The sequence below is a fragment of the Pseudomonas sp. LBUM1652 genome, from assembly GCF_059716105.1.
The window spans coordinates 4957043-4974701 of record NZ_CP166804.1; the positions used below are offsets into that span (position 1 = coordinate 4957043).

Genomic DNA, 17659 nt, shown 5'->3' on the forward strand with positions numbered 1-17659 from the left:
CCAGCATGCTGCCGACTTCCCGTACCTTGCGTCTGTCGTTGTATACCCTGCTGATCATCGCCGGCGCAGCTGTTGCCGCAACGCTCGCCATCCGCCACGCCGAACGTCAGGCGCTGGAAGAGGACGCCGCTCGCGCCAACCAGCAATTGGCGCTCTACGCCAATTCGTTGCACACCCTGATCGACCGCTACCGCGCCCTCCCCGCCGTGCTGGCACTGGACCCGCAGTTACGCTCGGCGCTGGCCGGCCCTGTCGATGCCGAGCAGCAACGGGCACTGAATCTGAAGCTGGAAAAGATCAACGGTGCGGCGCAATCCTCGACCCTTGAACTGCTCGATCACACCGGCCTTGCCGTGGCCGCCAGCAACTGGCGCCTGCCGAGCAGCTATGTCGGCCACAATTACGGTTTTCGTCCTTATTTCAGCCAGACCCGCACCCAGGGCACCGGACGTTTCTACGCGGTCGGTGTGACCAGCGGGATTCCCGGTTATTTCCTGTCCAGTGCGGTGCTCGGTGATAACGAGCAGTTCCTCGGGGCGATGGTGGTCAAGCTGGAATTCCCCGAACTGGAACGCGAATGGAGCCAGGGCAGCGACACGCTGCTGGTCAGCGACGCGCGCGGCATCATCTTTATCGCCAACCAGCCTGGCTGGCGCTATCGCGCGTTGCGGCCGTTGAGTGCCAGCGATCTGGCAGAGATCAAAACCACGCGCCAGTACGACAAGCAATCTCTGCAGCCACTGACCCACCTGTCACTGCGCCGCTTCGATGACAACAGCGATCTGCGCCGGGTCGAAGGCCCGCAAGGCACGGCGGACTATCTCTGGGAGTCGCTGCCATTGACGGCCGAAGGCTGGACGCTGCACCTGTTGCGCCGTCCGCAAGTGGCCTTCGAAGACTTGCGTAACGCCGGCCTCGCAGCCGCCGGGGTGTGGCTGGCGCTGGTGTTTCTGCTGCTGTTCCTCAATCAGCGCTGGCGGCTGTCGAAAATCCGCCAACGCAACCGCGAAGAACTGGAGCAACTGGTCGAGGAGCGCACCCGCGACCTGCGCACCGCCCAGGACGGTCTGGTGCAGTCGGCCAAGCTCGCCGCACTCGGCCAGATGTCCGCCGCGCTCGCCCACGAGATCAATCAACCGCTGACCGCCCAGCGCATGCAACTGGCGACCCTGCGCCTGCTGCTCGACCATGGCCGCGTCGATGATGCCTACAAGGCACTCAAACCGGTGGACGAAATGCTCACGCGCATGGCCGCCCTCACCGGTCACCTGAAAACCTTTGCGCGAAAGAGCCCCAGCGGTTTGCGCGAGCGTCTGGATCTGGCGACCGTGGTTGATCAATCCTTGCAACTGCTTGATGCGCGACTGCGTGACGAACAGGTCAGTCTGGTGCTGCACCTGACGCGTCCGGCGTGGGTACGCGGGGACGCGATCCGCCTGGAACAAGTGCTGATCAACCTGCTGCGCAATGCCCTTGATGCGATGCAGGGCAAACCGTGCAAACGTCTGGAAATCCGTCTGCAAGCCGATGAACAACTATGGCGGCTGAGCATCAGCGACAATGGCGGCGGCATCGCCGAAGAACATCTGGGTCAGGTGTTCGATCCGTTCTTCACCACTAAACCTGTGGGTGACGGGCTGGGCCTGGGGCTGGCGGTGTCGTTCGCCATCGTCCATGAATCCGGTGGACGCCTGAGTGTGGAAAATGGCGAGAACGGCGCGGTGTTCACCCTGACCTTGCCAATCGATCTGGAGGCACACATCTGATGCTCAATTCGGTGATGGTGGTCGATGACGAAAGCAGCATTCGCAATGCAGTCGAGCAATGGCTAAGCCTGTCGGGCTTCGAAGTGCAGCTGTTCAGCCGCGCCGAAGAATGCCTCGCCGCCCTGCCCGCACACTTTCCCGGGGTGATTGTCAGCGACGTGCGCATGCCCGGCCTCAGTGGTCTGGAGCTGCTGGCCGAAGTGCAGCGCCGCGACGCCGATCTGCCGGTGATCCTGCTCACCGGTCACGGCGATGTGCCGATGGCGGTCGAAGCGATGCGCGACGGCGCCTACGACTTTCTGGAAAAACCCTTCAGCCCGGAAACCCTGCTCGGCAGCCTGCGCCGGGCACTGGAAAAGCGCCGCCTGATTCTGGAAAACCGTGCCCTGCACGAGCAGGCCGACCACCGCGCCAGACTCGACGCGACGCTGCTGGGCGTGTCCCGTGGTTTGCAGACCTTGCGCCGGCAGGTGCTGGATCTGGCGACGTTACCGGTCAACGTGTTGATCCGTGGCGAAACCGGCAGCGGCAAGGAACTGGTTGCCCGTTGCCTGCATGATTTCGGCCCGCGTGCGGACAAGCCGTTCGTGGCCTTGAACTGCGCGGCGATCCCTGAGCAGCTGTTCGAAGCGGAACTGTTCGGCCATGAAAGCGGCGCGTTTACCGGTGCCTCTGGCAAGCGCATCGGCAAGCTGGAATATGCCGATGGCGGCACGCTGTTTCTCGATGAAATCGAAAGCATGCCGCTGGCCCAGCAGGTCAAACTGCTGCGGGTGTTGCAGGAGCAGAAGCTTGAACGCCTGGGTTCGAACCAGAGTATTCGGGTGGATTTGCGCATCGTCGCGGCGACCAAACCCGACCTGCTCGACGAAGCGCGGGCCGGACGTTTTCGTGAAGACCTGGCGTATCGCTTGAACGTTGCCGAGCTGCGTTTGCCGCCGCTGCGTGATCGTCGCGAAGACATTCCGTTACTGTTCGAAAACTTTGCCCAGAGCGCGGCTCAGCGTCTTGGCCGCACCTTCCCACCGTTGACGGGTGCGCAGTTGAGTCACCTGCTCAGCCATGACTGGCCGGGCAATGTGCGCGAACTGGCGAACGTCGCCGAACGCCAGGTGCTGGGGCTGGATGAACCGGCGCCGGGGATTGATCCGGGCCAGTCGCTGGCGGCGCAGCAAGAGGCGTTTGAAGCGCAATGCTTGCGTGCAGCGCTGACCCGGCACAAAGGCGATGTGAAAGCGGTGCTTGAAGAGCTGCAACTGCCGCGTCGCACCTTCAATGAAAAGATGCAGCGGCATGGGTTGAGTCGGGAGATGTTTGTTCCGGACAGCTGAGTTTTTCGTTGTCGCTGATGGCAGGCTCGCGAAGGGTCCGTTACAGCCAACCATTATCCATCTGCCTGAATGAGCAATTTTCCGCTCACCACAATCCAGCCATAAGCGGATTTCCGCTCACTCGATATCCCCGGCCCCTCTAAACCGGGCCTCCCCCCGTTGGCACAGCTCCTGCTATAGCCCTCGCAGGCTGCGTTTCGACGCGCTCCACAAAAACAATTATACGAAGGATCCTTCAATGGATAACTCCAACGCCCTGCCACTTGGGTCGGCTGCCGTGCCGGCCAAAGAAAGAACCACCGCCAGCCGGATCAAATCGATCTTCAGCGGTTCCGTCGGCAACATGGTCGAGTGGTACGACTGGTACGTGTATGCCGCCTTCTCGCTGTACTTCGCCAAAGCCTTCTTCCCCAAAGGCGACACCACCGCCCAACTGCTGAACACCGCCGCGATCTTCGCCGTGGGCTTTTTGATGCGCCCGATCGGCGGCTGGCTGATGGGGCTTTATGCCGATAAGGTCGGACGCAAGAAAGCGCTGATGGCCTCGGTTTACCTGATGTGCTTCGGCTCGTTGATCATCGCCCTGAGCCCAGGTTATGAAACCATCGGTGTCGGCGCGCCGATCCTCCTGGTGTTCGCTCGCTTGCTGCAAGGCCTGTCGGTCGGAGGCGAGTACGGCACCTCGGCGACTTACCTGTCCGAGATGGCGACCAAGGAACGTCGCGGCTTTTTCTCCAGCTTCCAGTACGTGACGCTGATCTCCGGCCAGCTCATCGCCCTCGGCGTACTGATCGTGCTGCAGAACTTCCTCACCACCGAAGAGCTGTATGCGTGGGGCTGGCGTATCCCGTTCGCCATCGGCGCACTATGCGCAGTCGTTGCGCTGTACCTGCGTCGCGGTATGGAAGAGACCGAATCGTTCACCAAAAAAGAGAAAGCCAAGGAAAGCGCCATGCGCACCTTGATGCGTCACCCCAAAGAACTGTTGACCGTGGTCGGCTTGACTATGGGCGGTACGCTGGCGTTCTACACCTACACCACCTACATGCAGAAATACCTGGTGAACACCGTCGGCATGAGCATCTCCGACTCGACCACCATTTCTGCGGCCACGCTGTTCCTGTTCATGTGCCTGCAACCGATCATCGGTGGCCTGTCCGATAAAATCGGCCGTCGTCCGATCCTGATCGCCTTCGGCGTGCTGGGGACGATCTTCACCGTACCGATCCTGATGACCCTGCACACCATCCAGACCTGGTGGGGTGCGTTTTTCCTGATCATGGCGGCGCTGATCATTGTCAGTGGCTACACCTCGATCAACGCAGTGGTGAAAGCCGAACTGTTCCCGACCGAAATCCGCGCCCTGGGCGTCGGCCTGCCGTACGCACTGACCGTGTCGATCTTCGGTGGCACCGCCGAATACATCGCGCTGTGGTTCAAGAGCATTGGCATGGAAACCGGTTACTACTGGTACGTGACCGCATGCATCGCAGTGTCGTTGCTGGTGTACATCACCATGAAAGACACCCAGAAACATTCGCGGATCGTGACTGACTGACAGTTACGCAAGATCAAAAGATCGCAGCCTTCGGCAGCTCCTACAGGAGGCTGTCGGGGCTGCGATTTTTGTTTTATGGCCGATTAATCACCGGTTAATGCTGCCTCTGCATCCTGTGCTCACCTGATCGATTACCTGCGCGACGTTCGCTCCTGATGATGGAAGCCAATTAATGCGTCGCCCTTAACATCTAGTTAATCGATAGTTTTTAGCATTAATTTGCGCTTTTTAATCAATTTAGTTGGCGTAGCATTAAACCCATGCAAGACACACCCGCCAACGAATCTGGAGTAACGAACATGAAAACCAAACTGATCCTCGCCCTGACCCTGTCCGTACTGGCTGCCAACACTTTTGCCGCCGATGGTTTTGATCGCACTGGCTCGGCCGTTGCTGCCGATGGTTATGACCGCACCGGTTCCGCCACTGTCGCCGCTGATGGCTACGACCGCACCGGCTCGGCCACTGTCGCTGAAGACGGCTTTGATCGCACCGGCTCCGCTACCTTCGCTGAAGATGGTTACGACCGCACCGGTTCCGCCACTTTCGCCGCTGACGGCTACGACCGCACCCAATCCGCTTCGATCAGCTGATTGCTGTTGTAAAGCGCACAGCCCGGCTTCGGCCGGGCTTAGTCATTTCTGGGGAATGGAAAAGGTCTGGAATGCACACGATCCCCTGTGGGAGCGAGCCTGCTCGCGAAGGCGGTAGCCCATTCAACATTGATGTCGACTGAAGAGCTGTCTTCGCGAGCAGGCTCGCTCCCACAATTGATCTTCAACGGCCGGACTTGCACTATTGCTCTCTGACCAATGCCCTTCCTGGATTCCAAGCCATGCCCGATGACATCCACTTCTACGAACCCGCCAACGGCCACGGCCTGCCCCACGATCCGTTCAACGCCATCGTCGGCCCCCGTCCTATCGGCTGGATCTCTTCACAGGATGCCAACGGCCAGTTGAACCTGGCGCCGTACAGTTTCTTCAACGCCTTCAACTACATTCCACCGATCATTGGTTTTTCCAGCGTCGGGCGCAAAGACAGCCTGAACAACATCGAACAGACTGGCGAATTCGTCTGGAACCTCGCCACCCGCCCGCTGGCCGAGCAGATGAATCAGAGCTGTGCGATGGTCGCGCCTGAGGTCAACGAGTTTGAATTGGCAGGACTGACGACGGTGGCGTCAAAGGTGATTTCAGTGCCACGGGTCGCCGAAAGCCCGGTGTCCTTCGAGTGCAAGGTCACCCAGATCATTCAGTTGCAGCGCGCCGATGGCGAGACGGTGCCGAGCTGGCTGATCCTCGGCGAAGTGGTCGCCGTGCATATCGCCAAGTGGCTGTTGAAGGATGGGATTTACGACACCGCCGCGGCAGAACCGATTCTGCGCGGCGGTGGGCCGGCGGACTATTTTCAGTTGGGGCCTGAAGCCCTGTTCAAAATGTGGCGACCGGGTGCCGTCAAATAACTGATTACCAGATCAGCTCGGCGTCTTCAGTGACGCCCTTGAGGCGGTCCAGCTCATTGATGGCGGCCTCATCGGCAGCGATGGCGCCGGGAAACACTTGGTCACCCAGCAGTTTGTGAAAGCGTGGCGCACCGCCATCGACCAGGGCCTTGACCGCGATTGCCGCGTGATAGCCCTTGTTGCCACCCAACTCGACGGGGACGACTGCGGAGACTGCTTCGAAGTGTTCGAACTCTTTACGTGCCATGTCATACATCCCGGCTCAGACAAATAAGCCGGATATTAAACCCTCAACCGGCGAGTTTGTGTACCGGTGCCGAACACTGGCCGAGAGCCTGCGCCGCAGAGACTTCTTTGAAAGTGTGGAAATCCAGACTGTTGACCACCAGCTCCTGCACCAGCTCGGCGAAGATTTCCATCGACGGACTATTGAAGTACGCGGTCATCATCTGTTGATTGCTCCAGAAACCGGAGACCAGCCACAACTCGGGATCACACTGCGAATGCTGCAAGGCAAAGCTCAGGCAACCGGGGGCGGCGCGAGACGGTTCGATCAGCGCGCTCAGGCGTACACCGAGTTCCGCCGAGCGCCCGGCACGCGCTCGGACGAAGGCCATATGACTGACGGGAATCTGCTTGGACATTGTTCAACCCTCCCAGGGAGTCGCGTGGCAGCCAGCGGACGGGCTGCGACAGGATCAAAGGTTAAGGGCCGCGCGCCAGACGCCGTTAGTCGATTCCTGCCGTCGCGTTGCACAATCCTGCGAGACTGCACGCAAGACCTGTAACAACCTGTAAATTGCGGTCACACGGCTGTCATACGAGGTTCAAGCAAGTTAGGCGGCCTGTGTCCTGCTATGCCTGGGCACATCAGCGACCCCGTGCAGAATCAGGCAAGCATTTCGCAGAATGCGTCTACCGCTCTCGATTGCACAAACATATGCTCTGCTCCATTCCACCTCCCTTGCCGAGGATGCCGTGCATGACGTCATTCGATCGTTTTCAAGCCGAACCCACCGCAGACATGGAAAAGCAGCGCGCGGAACTCGCGGCGATCATCCGCCGTAACACCACGGACGATGGTAGTTACGCCACCGCTGTCGGTTCGCTGTTCATGTCGCGCCACACCCGATCCCACGACTTCGCCCCGGTACTGGCGCAACCGGCGCTGTGCATCATGGCCCAGGGGCGTAAAGAGGTGCGGCTGGCGGATGAGTTCTTCAATTACGACCCACTGAATTACCTGGTGGTCTCGGTATCGATGCCGTTGAGCGGGCGCGTGGTCAATGTCTCGCCAGAGGACCCGATCCTCGCCGTGCGCCTGGATATCGACCCGGCGGAAATCACCGCGCTCATCGCCGACGCTGGTCCCCTGGGCGTGCCGACCCGGCCGACCGGACGCGGTTTGTACGTCGAAAAAATCGACAGCGCCATGCTCGACGCTGTGCTGCGCCTGGCGCGTTTGCTCGATGCGCCAAAAGACATCGCCATGCTCGCGCCGCTGATTCGCCGGGAGATCCTCTATCGCCTGCTGCGCAGTCCGCAGGGCCATCGTTTGTATGAAATCGCGATTGCCAACAGCCAGAGCCATCGCATCAGCCAAGCGATCAAATGGCTCAACGGCAACTTCGAACAACCGCTACGCATTGATGATCTGGCCAAAGAAGTGAACCTCAGCGTGTCGACATTGCATCACCGCTTCAAGGCGATGACGGCGATGAGTCCGCTGCAGTATCAGAAGCAACTGCGCCTGCAAGAGGCGCGGCGCTTGATGCTGGCAGAAGGGCTGGAGGCTTCGGCGGCGGGGTATCGGGTGGGGTATGAGAGTCCGTCGCAGTTCAGCCGTGAGTACAGCCGGTTGTTTGGTGCGCCGCCATTGCGGGATCTGGCGCGGTTGCGGCAGTCAGTCTGATCCAGACATTGCGCTGTATCGACCGACGCTTTCGCGAGCAGGCTCGCTCCCACATTGAATCTGTGATCGACACAAATCCCCTGTGGGAGCGAGCCTGCTCGCGAAGAGGCCGGTATAAACAGTAAAAAAACTGGATCAAGCCCGCAACACCCGACACGCCTCCACCGGCAACGTCACCGACACCGGATGCCCGATCCCCAACCCGATCCCCTGACACGGTGTACTCAACGCCGTAAACGTCACCCCCGAACACTCCACCGTGGTTTCGATGGTCGCGCCGATATCGCGCACAAACGTCACTTTGCCCAGCAACCGGTTGCCCGCCGTTGCCTGCGCTGGCGACAGTTGCAGGTCTTCCGGACGAATCAGCATTTTCAACTTCTGCCCGACCACGATGCTGCTGCAGATCGGCACTTGCAATGCGTCACCACCCGGCAAACTGACCATGCCGTCGCCCAGCGCGGTGGCCGGGAAAATGTTGCCCGAACCGATGAAGTCGGCAACGAATTCGTTGGCCGGATGCCGGTAGATTTCAATCGGCGTACCGACCTGCTGCACCTTGTGCTCGCCCAGCACCACGACGATGTCGGCCATGGTCATCGCTTCGCGCTGATCGTGGGTGACCATGATCGTGGTGATGTTCAGGCGTTGTTGCAGTTGGCGAATTTCCACCTGCATCGATTCGCGCAGCTTGGCGTCGAGCGCCGACAGCGGTTCGTCGAGCAAGAGGATTTTCGGGTGCGAGGCAATCGCCCGGGCAATCGCCACGCGTTGGCGTTGGCCGCCGGAGAGTTTGGCCACCGGACGGTCGATCATCGCCTGCAACTGGATCAGCTCAAGCAGTTCAACCACCCGTGCCTGCTGATCGGCCTTGCTGACGCCGCGCAGTTTCAGCGGGTAAGCGATGTTTTCGCCGACAGTCATGTGCGGGAACAGCGCCAGCGACTGGAACACCATGCCGAAGTTGCGCAGGTGCGCCGGGGTGTGGGCGATGTTTTCGCCGTCCAGGCGAATCTCGCCGCTGGTGAGGGTTTCCAGCCCGGCGATCATCCGCAGCAAAGTGGTTTTGCCGCAGCCCGAAGGGCCGAGAAAACACACCAGTTTGCCTTCCGGCAAATGCAGATTGACGTCTTTGACCGCGCAAGCCGAGCCGTAGAATTTCTCGACGTTTTCCAGAATCAGACCAGTCATGTTGCACCTCAAATCAAAAGGAAACGCCGCCCTCGCCCACCAGCTTCTCCAACGCCCAGATCAGGACGAAGTCGATCAGCACGATCAGCACGGCAAACGAGAACACGGTAGGGTCGAGCGATGACACGGTGCGGCTGTACATCCAGATCGGCACGGTCATGACGTCGATGGTGTAGAGGAAATAGGTCACGGTGAATTCGTTGAACGAAACGATGAACGCCAGCAGCATGCCCGCCAGAATCCCCGACTTCATCAACGGCACCACCACATCGACAATCGCCCGCAACGGTGAGGCGCCGAGCATCTGCGCCGCTTCTTCGACTTCGCTGCCGATGGAAAGCATCGCGGCGGTGCAGTTTTTCACCACGAACGGCAACGCCAAAATCACGTGGGCAATCACCAGACGCGAGGTGGTCATGTGGAACGGCAGGCTGTCGAACACCAACAGCAACGCCAGCCCCAACACCACCATCGGAAACACCAGCGGTAGCGACATCAGTTGCAGCGCCACGGCTTTGCCGCGGAATTCGCAACGGGTCAGTGCATAAGCGGCCGGCACCGCGATCAGCGTGGCGAAGATCATGGTCAGGCACGCCACCAGCAGGCTGGTGCCCATGGCCTGGCCGAGGCTCAGCACATCGCTGGCGTCCGGCGAGACAAAGGTGTGCCAGGCCGCTTTGTACCATTGCAGGCTGTAGCTGCTCGGCGGGAAGTCGAGGTTCGACGCACCGCTGAACGACATCACGATCATGGTCAGGATCGGCAACACCGCCAGCAGCAGAATGAACCCGGAAAGGATGCCGGCGAACTTGCCCGTGTCGCCGGGCAACAGCGACTGACGCTTCTTGAACAGGACACTCATTGCGAAGCCTCCAGCAAACGCCGACGACGGCCGGTGATGTATTCGGACAAGGTCATGATCGCCAGTGTGGTGATGATCAGCACCACCCCGGCGGCGGAGGCGGCAGGCCAGTTCATCAGCGGGGCGATCTGGTCATGCACCATCACCGCGAGCATCGGCACGCGCCGACCACCGAGCAGTAACGGCACGACAAAGCTGCTGGCGTTGTAGGCGAACACCAGTGTCGCGCCGGTGATGATGCCCGGCAGGCTCATCGGTAACACCACTTGGCGGAACACCTGGAAGCGGCTGGCACCGAGGGTGGCGGCGGCCTCTTCGTAGCTGCGGGCGACGCCGCGCATGGCGCTGGCAATCGGCAACACCGCGAGGGGAAACGCCGTCTGCACCAGGCCCATCAACACACCGTTCTGGTTGTACAGCAGCATGATCGGCCGTTTGATCAGACCCAGGCCCATCAGCGCCTGGTTCAACATGCCGCCGGGGCCGAGAATCACCAGCCAGCCGTAGCTTTGCAGCAACAGATTGACCAGCAATGGCAGCAGCACCGCCGCGAGAAAAATCCGCCGCAGAAAGGGCGAAGTCAGCCGCGACATGGTGTACGCCACCGGGATCGCCAACACCACGGCGATCACCGCGCTGATCAGCGCCAGCCGCAGGGTCAGCAGCAAGGATTTGAGGTAATAGGGTTCGAGCAATTGCGCGTAACTGGCCAGGCTGAAACCCGACCACTCCGCGCCTTTGGTGCCAACGCTCATGCGCAGCACCAGCAGGCTCGCGGCAATCAGCACACCAAGAAACAGCATCGACGGGGTGAGGAAAAACCACGCCCGGGCAGTCGGCGAAATACCGCGCGCCGGACGCACGTCGCCGGCGCCAACCGGTTGGGTCAGGGATTGATGTTCCATAGCAATGATCTCGTCAATGGAAAGCGAATATCCCAAGCTCCACCATTTCCCTGTGGGAGCGAGCTTCTGTGGTGAGGGGATTTATCCCCGACCGGCTGCGAAGCAGTCGCAAAACCACCGTATGCGGACATTTGATGCACCGTATTTGCTGATCTTGGGGCAGCTGAGCTACCCATCGGGGATAAATCCCCTCGCCACAGGGCCCGCTCCCACAGAGATTGCGGTGTTTGGGAGGACGGCGTCAGGAAGAAAAGATTTCCGTATAGCGACGAATCCATTGGTCATGCACGGTGGCCAGGAAGGCGTTGTCGTGCATGATCGCCTTCTCGGCAATCTGCTCCGGCGTCAGGATGTACGGGCTCTTGCGCGCTTCGGCAGAGATGATCGCCTTGGCGTTGACCGGGCCGTTGAAGATGTCTTCGGCCATCTTGCCCTGCACCAGCGGGTCGAGAGAGTGGTTGATAAAGGCGTAGGCCAGATCGGTATCACCCGGACGATTCTTCGGCATCACCGAGAGCATCAGGTCGGTGTAGAAACCTTCCTTCATGCCGAACGTGGCGCCCAGACCATAGTTCGGATCGCGGATCTGCTTGGGGAAAAACGCCGGGGCGTAGAGGCCGCCCATGTCCAGCGAACCGGTACGGAACAGCTCGGCAATCTGGTTGGGGTTCTCGCCCAGGGTGATCACGCGGTCCTTGAGTTCGGCGAGTTTCTTGAAGCCCGGCTCGATGTTGTGCTCGTCACCACCGGCCAGTTTGGCGGCGATGATGATCAGGTCCATCGCCTCGGTCCAGTTCGGTGGCGGGAGGAAAATGTTAGGCGCCAGATCGGCGTCCCACAACGCAGCGTAACTGTCCGGCGCTTCTTTCAACGTGCGGGTGCTATAGACCAGACTGTTGCACCACAACAGATAACCGATGCCGTGACCGTTGGCCCCGGTGCGGTATTTTTCCGGTACGTCGACCAGATTGGGAATGCGATTGAGGTCGGGTTTTTCCAGCAGCCCGGCGGCGGCCAGGCCTTCGGCGCCGACGCCGGCCAAGGTGATGATGTCGTATTGCGGACGGTCACCACCGGCCTTGAGTTTGGCGACCATTTCCGAGGTGCTGCCGGTGCGGTCGGCGATCACCTTGGCGCCGGTCTTGGCCTCGAAGGTCGCGGCAATATTGCGCAGTGCGGCGAGGCCGGTGTCATCCGACCAGGTCAGCAAACGCAGGGTCTTGCCGGCAAAACGCGTGTCGCTGGCGCTGGCCCGGATGAAGGGCATGCTCATGGCCGCTGCGGCCACGGACGCCACGCCGACGGTTTTAATGAATTGACGCCTGTTCAGATCGTGCTCGCCCATGAAGGACTCCCTTTGTTCTTTTAAGTATGAGGTTGGTCGCAACCGTTGCATCCGCGCGGCCGGTCCGGCTCAAAGCCCCGTTTTCAAAGGGCTTGAGCGCTGCCGACGGGTTCATCCTGAGGTCGTGCAAAACACCTGACTATCGATAAAAACTCATTGAAGCCATGACGCCGACGCATGCCTCGTTGCGAGGCATGCGCTCACCTTTTTCGGGCGTTCAGAGCGCCCGGATCACGTGTTTGATTTCCTGAAACGCCGCCAGCCCCCATGGGCCCAATTCGCGGCCGATGCTGCTCTGCTTGTAACCGCCCCACGCCGTTTGCGGGAAGATCACTTGCGGCGCGTTGAGCCACACCAGCCCCGCCTGCAGGGCGTTGGCGACCCGGTCAGCGGTCTCGGTGTTACGCGTTACCACACTGGCGACCAGACCGAACTGACTGTCGTTGGCCAGCGCGATTGCCTCGGCTTCACTGCTGAAACTGCGCACGCACAACACCGGGCCGAAAATCTCTTCACACCACAACGCACTGTCGAGGGGCACGTCGGTGAAGATCGTCGGCTGCAAAAAATATCCGCGCGGTAGATCGGCGGGACGATTGCCGCCGCAAATCAGCTTTGCCCCGGCACTCAACCCACGGTCGATGTGGCCCAGCACGCGCTGGTACTGCGCCTGATTGACCAAAGCGCCCATTTCCACGTCCGGATCAAACGGTTCGGCCACACGGATTTTTTCCGCACGGGCCTTCAGACGCAGGAGGAACTCATCCGCCAGTTCATCGGCGACCAATACGCGGCTGGTGGCTGAACACATCTGCCCGGCGTTGAAGAACCCGCCACCGCACGCCAGCTCCACCGCCAGATCGAGATCGGCATCTTCGAGCACCAACAGCGAGGATTTACCGCCCAGCTCCAGGCTCACGCCTTTCACGGTTTCGGCGGCCCGTTGCATCACCTGCACACCGACGGCGTTGCTGCCGGTGAAGGAAATCTTGGCGATACGCGGATCCGCCGACAGCGGCGCACCGACCGCCAGCCCGGTGCCGCAAACCACGTTGAACACGCCTTTGGGCAGGCCGGACTCGGCAATGATCGCCGCCAGTTCCAGCTCCGGCAGCGGCGTGACTTCCGACGGCTTGAGCACCACGCAGCAACCGGCAGCCAGGGCTGGCGCGAGCTTCCAGGCAGTGGTGACCATCGGGAAATTCCACGGCACGATCAGCCCGACCACGCCGCAGGGTTCGCGGCGCAGACGTGCGCTGAAATCATCGCTGGGCAGCGGCACATTGCTGTCCTGTTTGCCATCGAGTCCTTCGGCCAACTCGGCGTAATACTCGAACGTGGCGATCACATCGTCGACGTCGATGGCCGCTTCGAATTGCGGTTTGCCGTTGTTGCTCGACTGCAACTTCATCAGTTGGTCACGACCGTTGCGCACGCCATTGGCGATGTTGCGCAGGATCGCGCCACGCTCCGCGCCGCTGGTTTTCGACCAATCCTTGAACGCTTCGACGGCGGCGGTCACCGCGTGTTCGACCGCCAGCTCATCACCGCCATTGACCGTGGTCAGCAGCGCTTCAGTGGCCGGGTTGATCACCCGCAAATGCTCGCGGCCGGCGGACCATTGGCCGTTGATGTAGAGGCCGTCGAGTGTGGTAGGGAAACTGATCATTTGGCCACCGCCTGCATCCAGTGGTTCTGATCGATTTCAATCACGGTCGGGCCTTGGCGGTCGGTTGCGGCACGCAGCGCAGCGCGCAGTTGTTCTACCGAGCTGATCGCTTCAGCCGCGCAACCCAGGGCCTTGGCCACACCGATGAAGTCCGGTGTGTAGATGTCGACACCGACCGGTTCAATGGCGCGGTTGACCATGTACTTCTTGATCTCTTCGTAACCCTGGTTATTCCACAGCAGGACGATCACCGGCGTGCGCGCTTCGACGGCGCTGGCCAGTTCCGGCAGGGTGAATTGCAAACCACCGTCGCCGATCAGGCACACCACTGGCGGGCGCGCACCTTTGTCGGATTGGCCGCCGAGCCATGCACCGATGGCCGCCGGCAAGGCGTAGCCGAGGGTGCCGTAACCGGTGGATGAGTTGAACCAGCGGCGCGGGCGCTCCGGGTTGAAGGTGAGGTTGCCGGTGTACACCGGTTGCGTGGAATCGCCGACGAACACGGCGTCCGGCAATTCGTGCAGAACGGTTTCGAGGAGCCGGGTCTGGGCCAGCGTCGGTGCATCCCAAGTGGCGGCCAGCTCATCGCGCAGACGTGCAGCACGCACCTGCCCCCAATCGTTGCGCCGCTCGGCCAAGGACTTGTGCGACAACGCGCTGAGCAGCGCTTGTGCGGCGTTGCGCGAATCGGCGACCAGCGCCACATGCGGCGGATAGTTGCGCACGGTCTGATCGGCGTCGATGTCGATGCGCAGCAGCTTGCCGGGAATCTCGAAACCGCCGGCGAAAGTGACGTCGTAATCGGTCTCGGCCAGTTCGGTGCCGATCGCCAACACCACGTCGGCATCGGCGACCAGTGCGCGGGTCGCAACCAGACTCTGCGTCGAGCCGATCAACAGCGGATGGCTGGACGGCAACATGCCTTTGGCGTTGATGGTCAGCGCGACCGGGGCGTCGAGCAGTTCGGCCAGTTCAGTCAGCTCGGCGGCGGCATCGATAGCACCGCCACCGGCGAGGATCAGCGGACGCTGTGCGCCGGCGAGCAGCTCGGTCATGCGGCTCACAGCGGCTGGAGCGGCACCGGCGCGATCGATATTGACCGGGATGCTGGCGAGCAGCTCATCGGCGTTTTCCACCAGCACGTCCAGCGGAATTTCAATGTGCACCGGACGCGGACGACCGGCCTGGAACAGGGCGAAGGCGCGAGCCAACACAACCGGCAATTCCGCCGCCGACATCAAGGTATGGGAGAACGCCGCGACGCCAGCGACCAGCGCGCTCTGGTTCGGCAATTCGTGGAGCTTGCCGCGACCGCCGCCCAACTGACTGCGCGACTGCACACTGGAGATCACCAGCATCGGGATCGAGTCGGCGTAAGCCTGGCCCATCGCCGTGGTGATGTTGGTCATGCCCGGGCCGGTGATGATGAAGCACACGCCCGGCTTGCCACTGGTGCGCGCGTAGCCGTCGGCCATAAACCCGGCGCCCTGCTCATGCCGTGGCGTGACATGGTTGATGCTCGAACGGGCCAGCCCGCGATACAGCTCCACGGTATGCACCCCGGGAATGCCGAACACCTGCTCGACCCCGTAACCTTCGAGTAACTTGACCAGTACTTCGCCACACGTCGCCATGTCATTGCCCTTCTTGTTCGTTTGAGACGCCGGGCCTGCGCTGTGTTTATGATGCGCGGGCAAGCCCAGGGATGGCCTCATTGGAACGGGCGACACCTAGCCGCAACAATGGATAAAAAATCATACTAGCCATGTCCTCACGTCATACCTCGGATCGCCATGAAACGAATGCCACCCTTGCCCGCGCTGCATACCTTTCTGATTACCGCGCAGTGCTGCAACTTCACCCGGGCGGCCGAGCAGTTGCACATCACCCAGGGTGCGGTGAGCCGGCAGATCGCCGGGCTTGAGGATCATCTGGGTTATGAATTGTTTATCCGCCAGGCCCGTGGTCTGGAACTGACGGCCGAGGGTCGCGAATGGCTGCCGCGCGTGGAAAAGGTGTTCGGCTTGATCAGCGAAGCCACCGAGCAGATCGGTCTCAAGCGTGAAACCCTGCAAATCAAGGCCCCAAGCTGTGTGATGCGCTGGCTGGTGCCGCGCCTGTTGCAATGGCAGAAAGAGCGCCCGGATGTACCGGTCAAACTGACCACCACCCTGGCCCACGGCGTGGATTTTGCGCGCGAGCCATTCGATGCCGCCGTCATTTATGGCACGCCACCGGACAACTCATCGACCGCCCTGCATCTGTTCGATGAGCAACTGACACCGGTCTGTTCGCCCGCGCTATTGCAAGGCCCACCGGCGTTAGCCACACCGGCGGATCTGCAACACCATCTGCTGCTGCATCCAACCCGCGATACCCAGGACTGGACGGCGTGGCTGACCGCCGCCGAGCAGCAATTGAACAACGTCAACACGGGCCAGCATTTCGAGACGCTGGATCAGGCAATGTCGATGGCGTCGCACGGGACGGGGGTGGCGATCGGGGACTGGTCGCTGATCGGCGACGACCTGCGCGCCGAAAGACTGGTGATGCCGTTCGAGCTGAAGGTGAAGACGGGATTGGCGTATTACGTGGTGGTGCCGCAGGGCGGAGAACCCTCGCCGCTGCTGGAGGAGTTGATGATCTGGCTGGTGGAGCAGGCGCATTTGCGTTGAGGCCTTTCCCCTCACCCTAGCCCTCTCCCGAAGGAGAGGGGACCGATCGGGGGATGCTCAAGAAGTACGCCGACCTGAACGTGCTCTGCCGAATCCATAATCGGCTCGATCCCTCAGGTCGATGTATCCCGCAAGACACCTCGGTCGGCTCCGCTCTGCCGAATCCATAATCGACTCGATCTTTCAGTTCGATGTATCCCGCATGACACTTCGGTCGGCTCCGCTCTGACGAATCCATAATCAGCTCGATCTTTCAGGTCGATGTATCCCGCAAGACACCTCGGTCGGCTCCCTCTCCCTCCGGGAGAGGGCTGGGGTGAGGGGGGCTGTCAGTACCCGACCGTAAACCGCTGCCGCGAATGTTTCGGCGCTTCCACTTCGTCGATCAACGCAATCGCGTAATCGGCAAAAGTGATCCAGCTGCGCCCTTCTCCACTCACCAGCAAATGATCCTTGCCGACACGGAACGTACCGCTGCGCTCACCTTCGACAAACTCCGCCGACGGCGACAGAAAACTCCAGTCCAATTCCTTTTCCTGACGCAACGCTTCAAGAAACGCCGCACCGGCGCTGGCCTCGGTTTTGTACTCGGCCGGGAAACCTGCGCTGTCGATAACCCGAGTGTCGTCCGGCAACAACAGCGAACCGGCACCGCCGACCACCAACAGGCGTTTCACACCCGCCTGCTTCACTGGCCCGACAATTGCGCTGGCCGGCACCGTCGCGAAATGCGCGGCGGTGATCACCACATCATGCCCCGCCACCGCCGCTTGCAGTGCCACCGAATCCAGCACATCGACATTCTGGCTGACCACACCGGCACGGGCGCCGATCTTCGAGGTGTCCCGGGCGATGGCGGTAACGCTGTGGCCGCGACGCAGGGCTTCTTCAAGCAATTGGCTACCGGCACGACCGGTGGCACCGATGATTGCGATTTTGCTCATGACATTCTCCAGTTGGCTTGAGAGTGCTGCGTTTTC

16 protein-coding genes are annotated in these 17659 nt (G+C 61.0%); 7 read left to right on the top strand and 9 right to left on the bottom strand.

The genetic code is table 11. The features are described from left to right. Nucleotides 1-5: 5 nt before the first annotated feature. The 5 genes from ACA069_RS22330 to ACA069_RS22350 all read left to right on the top strand — a co-directional run bounded on the left by ACA069_RS22330 (nt 6) and on the right by ACA069_RS22350 (nt 6120). Nucleotides 6-1766, top strand: coding sequence for a sensor histidine kinase (locus ACA069_RS22330; protein WP_497615231.1), 1761 nt, complete (start codon nt 6-8; stop codon nt 1764-1766). Further along, on the top strand, nt 1766-3097 hold the full coding sequence (locus ACA069_RS22335; protein ID WP_489878852.1) for a sigma-54-dependent transcriptional regulator: 1332 nt from the start codon (nt 1766-1768) through the stop codon (nt 3095-3097). The genes ACA069_RS22330 and ACA069_RS22335 overlap by 1 nt, the downstream gene beginning before the upstream one ends. 238 nt (nt 3098-3335) lie before the next feature. Next, nucleotides 3336-4655, top strand: a complete 1320-nt coding sequence (locus tag ACA069_RS22340) for an MFS transporter (protein WP_401271649.1) — start codon at nt 3336-3338, stop codon at nt 4653-4655. Nucleotides 4656-4954: 299 nt separating this feature from the next. Further along, nucleotides 4955-5248, top strand: a complete 294-nt coding sequence (locus tag ACA069_RS22345) for a hypothetical protein (protein WP_489878851.1) — start codon at nt 4955-4957, stop codon at nt 5246-5248. 242 nt (nt 5249-5490) lie between these two features. After that, complete coding sequence (locus ACA069_RS22350; protein ID WP_187678122.1) at nt 5491-6120, top strand: flavin reductase family protein; 630 nt, start codon at nt 5491-5493, stop codon at nt 6118-6120. A gap of 4 nt (nt 6121-6124) precedes the next feature. Here ACA069_RS22350 and ACA069_RS22355 read toward each other — a convergent pair whose 3' ends face one another. Together ACA069_RS22355 and ACA069_RS22360 are read right to left on the bottom strand one after the other, a co-directional pair. After that, nucleotides 6125-6367, bottom strand: a complete 243-nt coding sequence (locus ACA069_RS22355) for a hypothetical protein (protein WP_100845234.1) — start codon at nt 6365-6367, stop codon at nt 6125-6127. 43 nt (nt 6368-6410) lie between these two features. Beyond that, a complete protein-coding gene (locus tag ACA069_RS22360; protein ID WP_187678124.1) occupies nt 6411-6764 on the bottom strand; it encodes a putative quinol monooxygenase in 354 nt (117 codons plus the stop codon). Between the two features lie 338 nt (nt 6765-7102). Here ACA069_RS22360 and ACA069_RS22365 point away from each other — a divergent pair, with 338 nt between their 5' ends. Beyond that, nucleotides 7103-8032, top strand: coding sequence for an AraC family transcriptional regulator (locus ACA069_RS22365; protein ID WP_497615232.1), 930 nt, complete (start codon nt 7103-7105; stop codon nt 8030-8032). Between the two features lie 135 nt (nt 8033-8167). On the opposite strand, the gene ACA069_RS22370 is transcribed toward ACA069_RS22365, so the two are convergent. The 6 genes from ACA069_RS22370 to ACA069_RS22395 all read right to left on the bottom strand — a co-directional run bounded on the left by ACA069_RS22370 (nt 8168) and on the right by ACA069_RS22395 (nt 15638). After that, nucleotides 8168-9223, bottom strand: a complete 1056-nt coding sequence (locus ACA069_RS22370; protein ID WP_497615233.1) for an ABC transporter ATP-binding protein — start codon at nt 9221-9223, stop codon at nt 8168-8170. Nucleotides 9224-9236: 13 nt separating this feature from the next. Next, on the bottom strand, nt 9237-10085 hold the full coding sequence (locus ACA069_RS22375) for an ABC transporter permease (protein WP_187678127.1): 849 nt from the start codon (nt 10083-10085) through the stop codon (nt 9237-9239). Next, nucleotides 10082-10990 (bottom strand): ABC transporter permease, encoded by a 909-nt coding sequence (locus ACA069_RS22380; protein ID WP_187678128.1) that lies wholly within the window; start codon nt 10988-10990, stop codon nt 10082-10084. The genes ACA069_RS22375 and ACA069_RS22380 overlap by 4 nt, the downstream gene beginning before the upstream one ends. A gap of 241 nt (nt 10991-11231) precedes the next feature. Then, the gene (locus ACA069_RS22385; protein WP_187678129.1) at nt 11232-12335 is read right to left on the bottom strand and encodes an ABC transporter substrate-binding protein; all 1104 of its coding nucleotides are present in this window, start codon (nt 12333-12335) and stop codon (nt 11232-11234) included. A 217-nt stretch (nt 12336-12552) separates the two neighbouring features. Beyond that, the gene (locus ACA069_RS22390) at nt 12553-14001 is read right to left on the bottom strand and encodes an aldehyde dehydrogenase family protein (RefSeq protein WP_497618286.1); all 1449 of its coding nucleotides are present in this window, start codon (nt 13999-14001) and stop codon (nt 12553-12555) included. After that, nucleotides 14001-15638 carry a 5-guanidino-2-oxopentanoate decarboxylase gene (locus ACA069_RS22395; RefSeq protein ID WP_497615234.1) on the bottom strand — a complete coding sequence of 546 codons (1638 nt, stop codon included), beginning with the start codon at nt 15636-15638 and terminating at the stop codon, nt 14001-14003. Before ACA069_RS22395 ends, ACA069_RS22390 begins: the two co-directional genes overlap by 1 nt. Nucleotides 15639-15797: 159 nt before the next feature. Between ACA069_RS22395 and ACA069_RS22400 the strand changes: the two genes are divergently transcribed. Next, nucleotides 15798-16679, top strand: coding sequence for a LysR substrate-binding domain-containing protein (locus ACA069_RS22400; RefSeq protein WP_187678132.1), 882 nt, complete (start codon nt 15798-15800; stop codon nt 16677-16679). A gap of 329 nt (nt 16680-17008) precedes the next feature. Here the strand turns inward: ACA069_RS22400 and ACA069_RS22405 are convergent, their stop codons facing one another. Further along, a complete protein-coding gene (locus ACA069_RS22405) occupies nt 17009-17623 on the bottom strand; it encodes an NAD(P)-dependent oxidoreductase (RefSeq protein ID WP_497615235.1) in 615 nt (204 codons plus the stop codon). Nucleotides 17624-17659 lie beyond the last annotated feature (36 nt).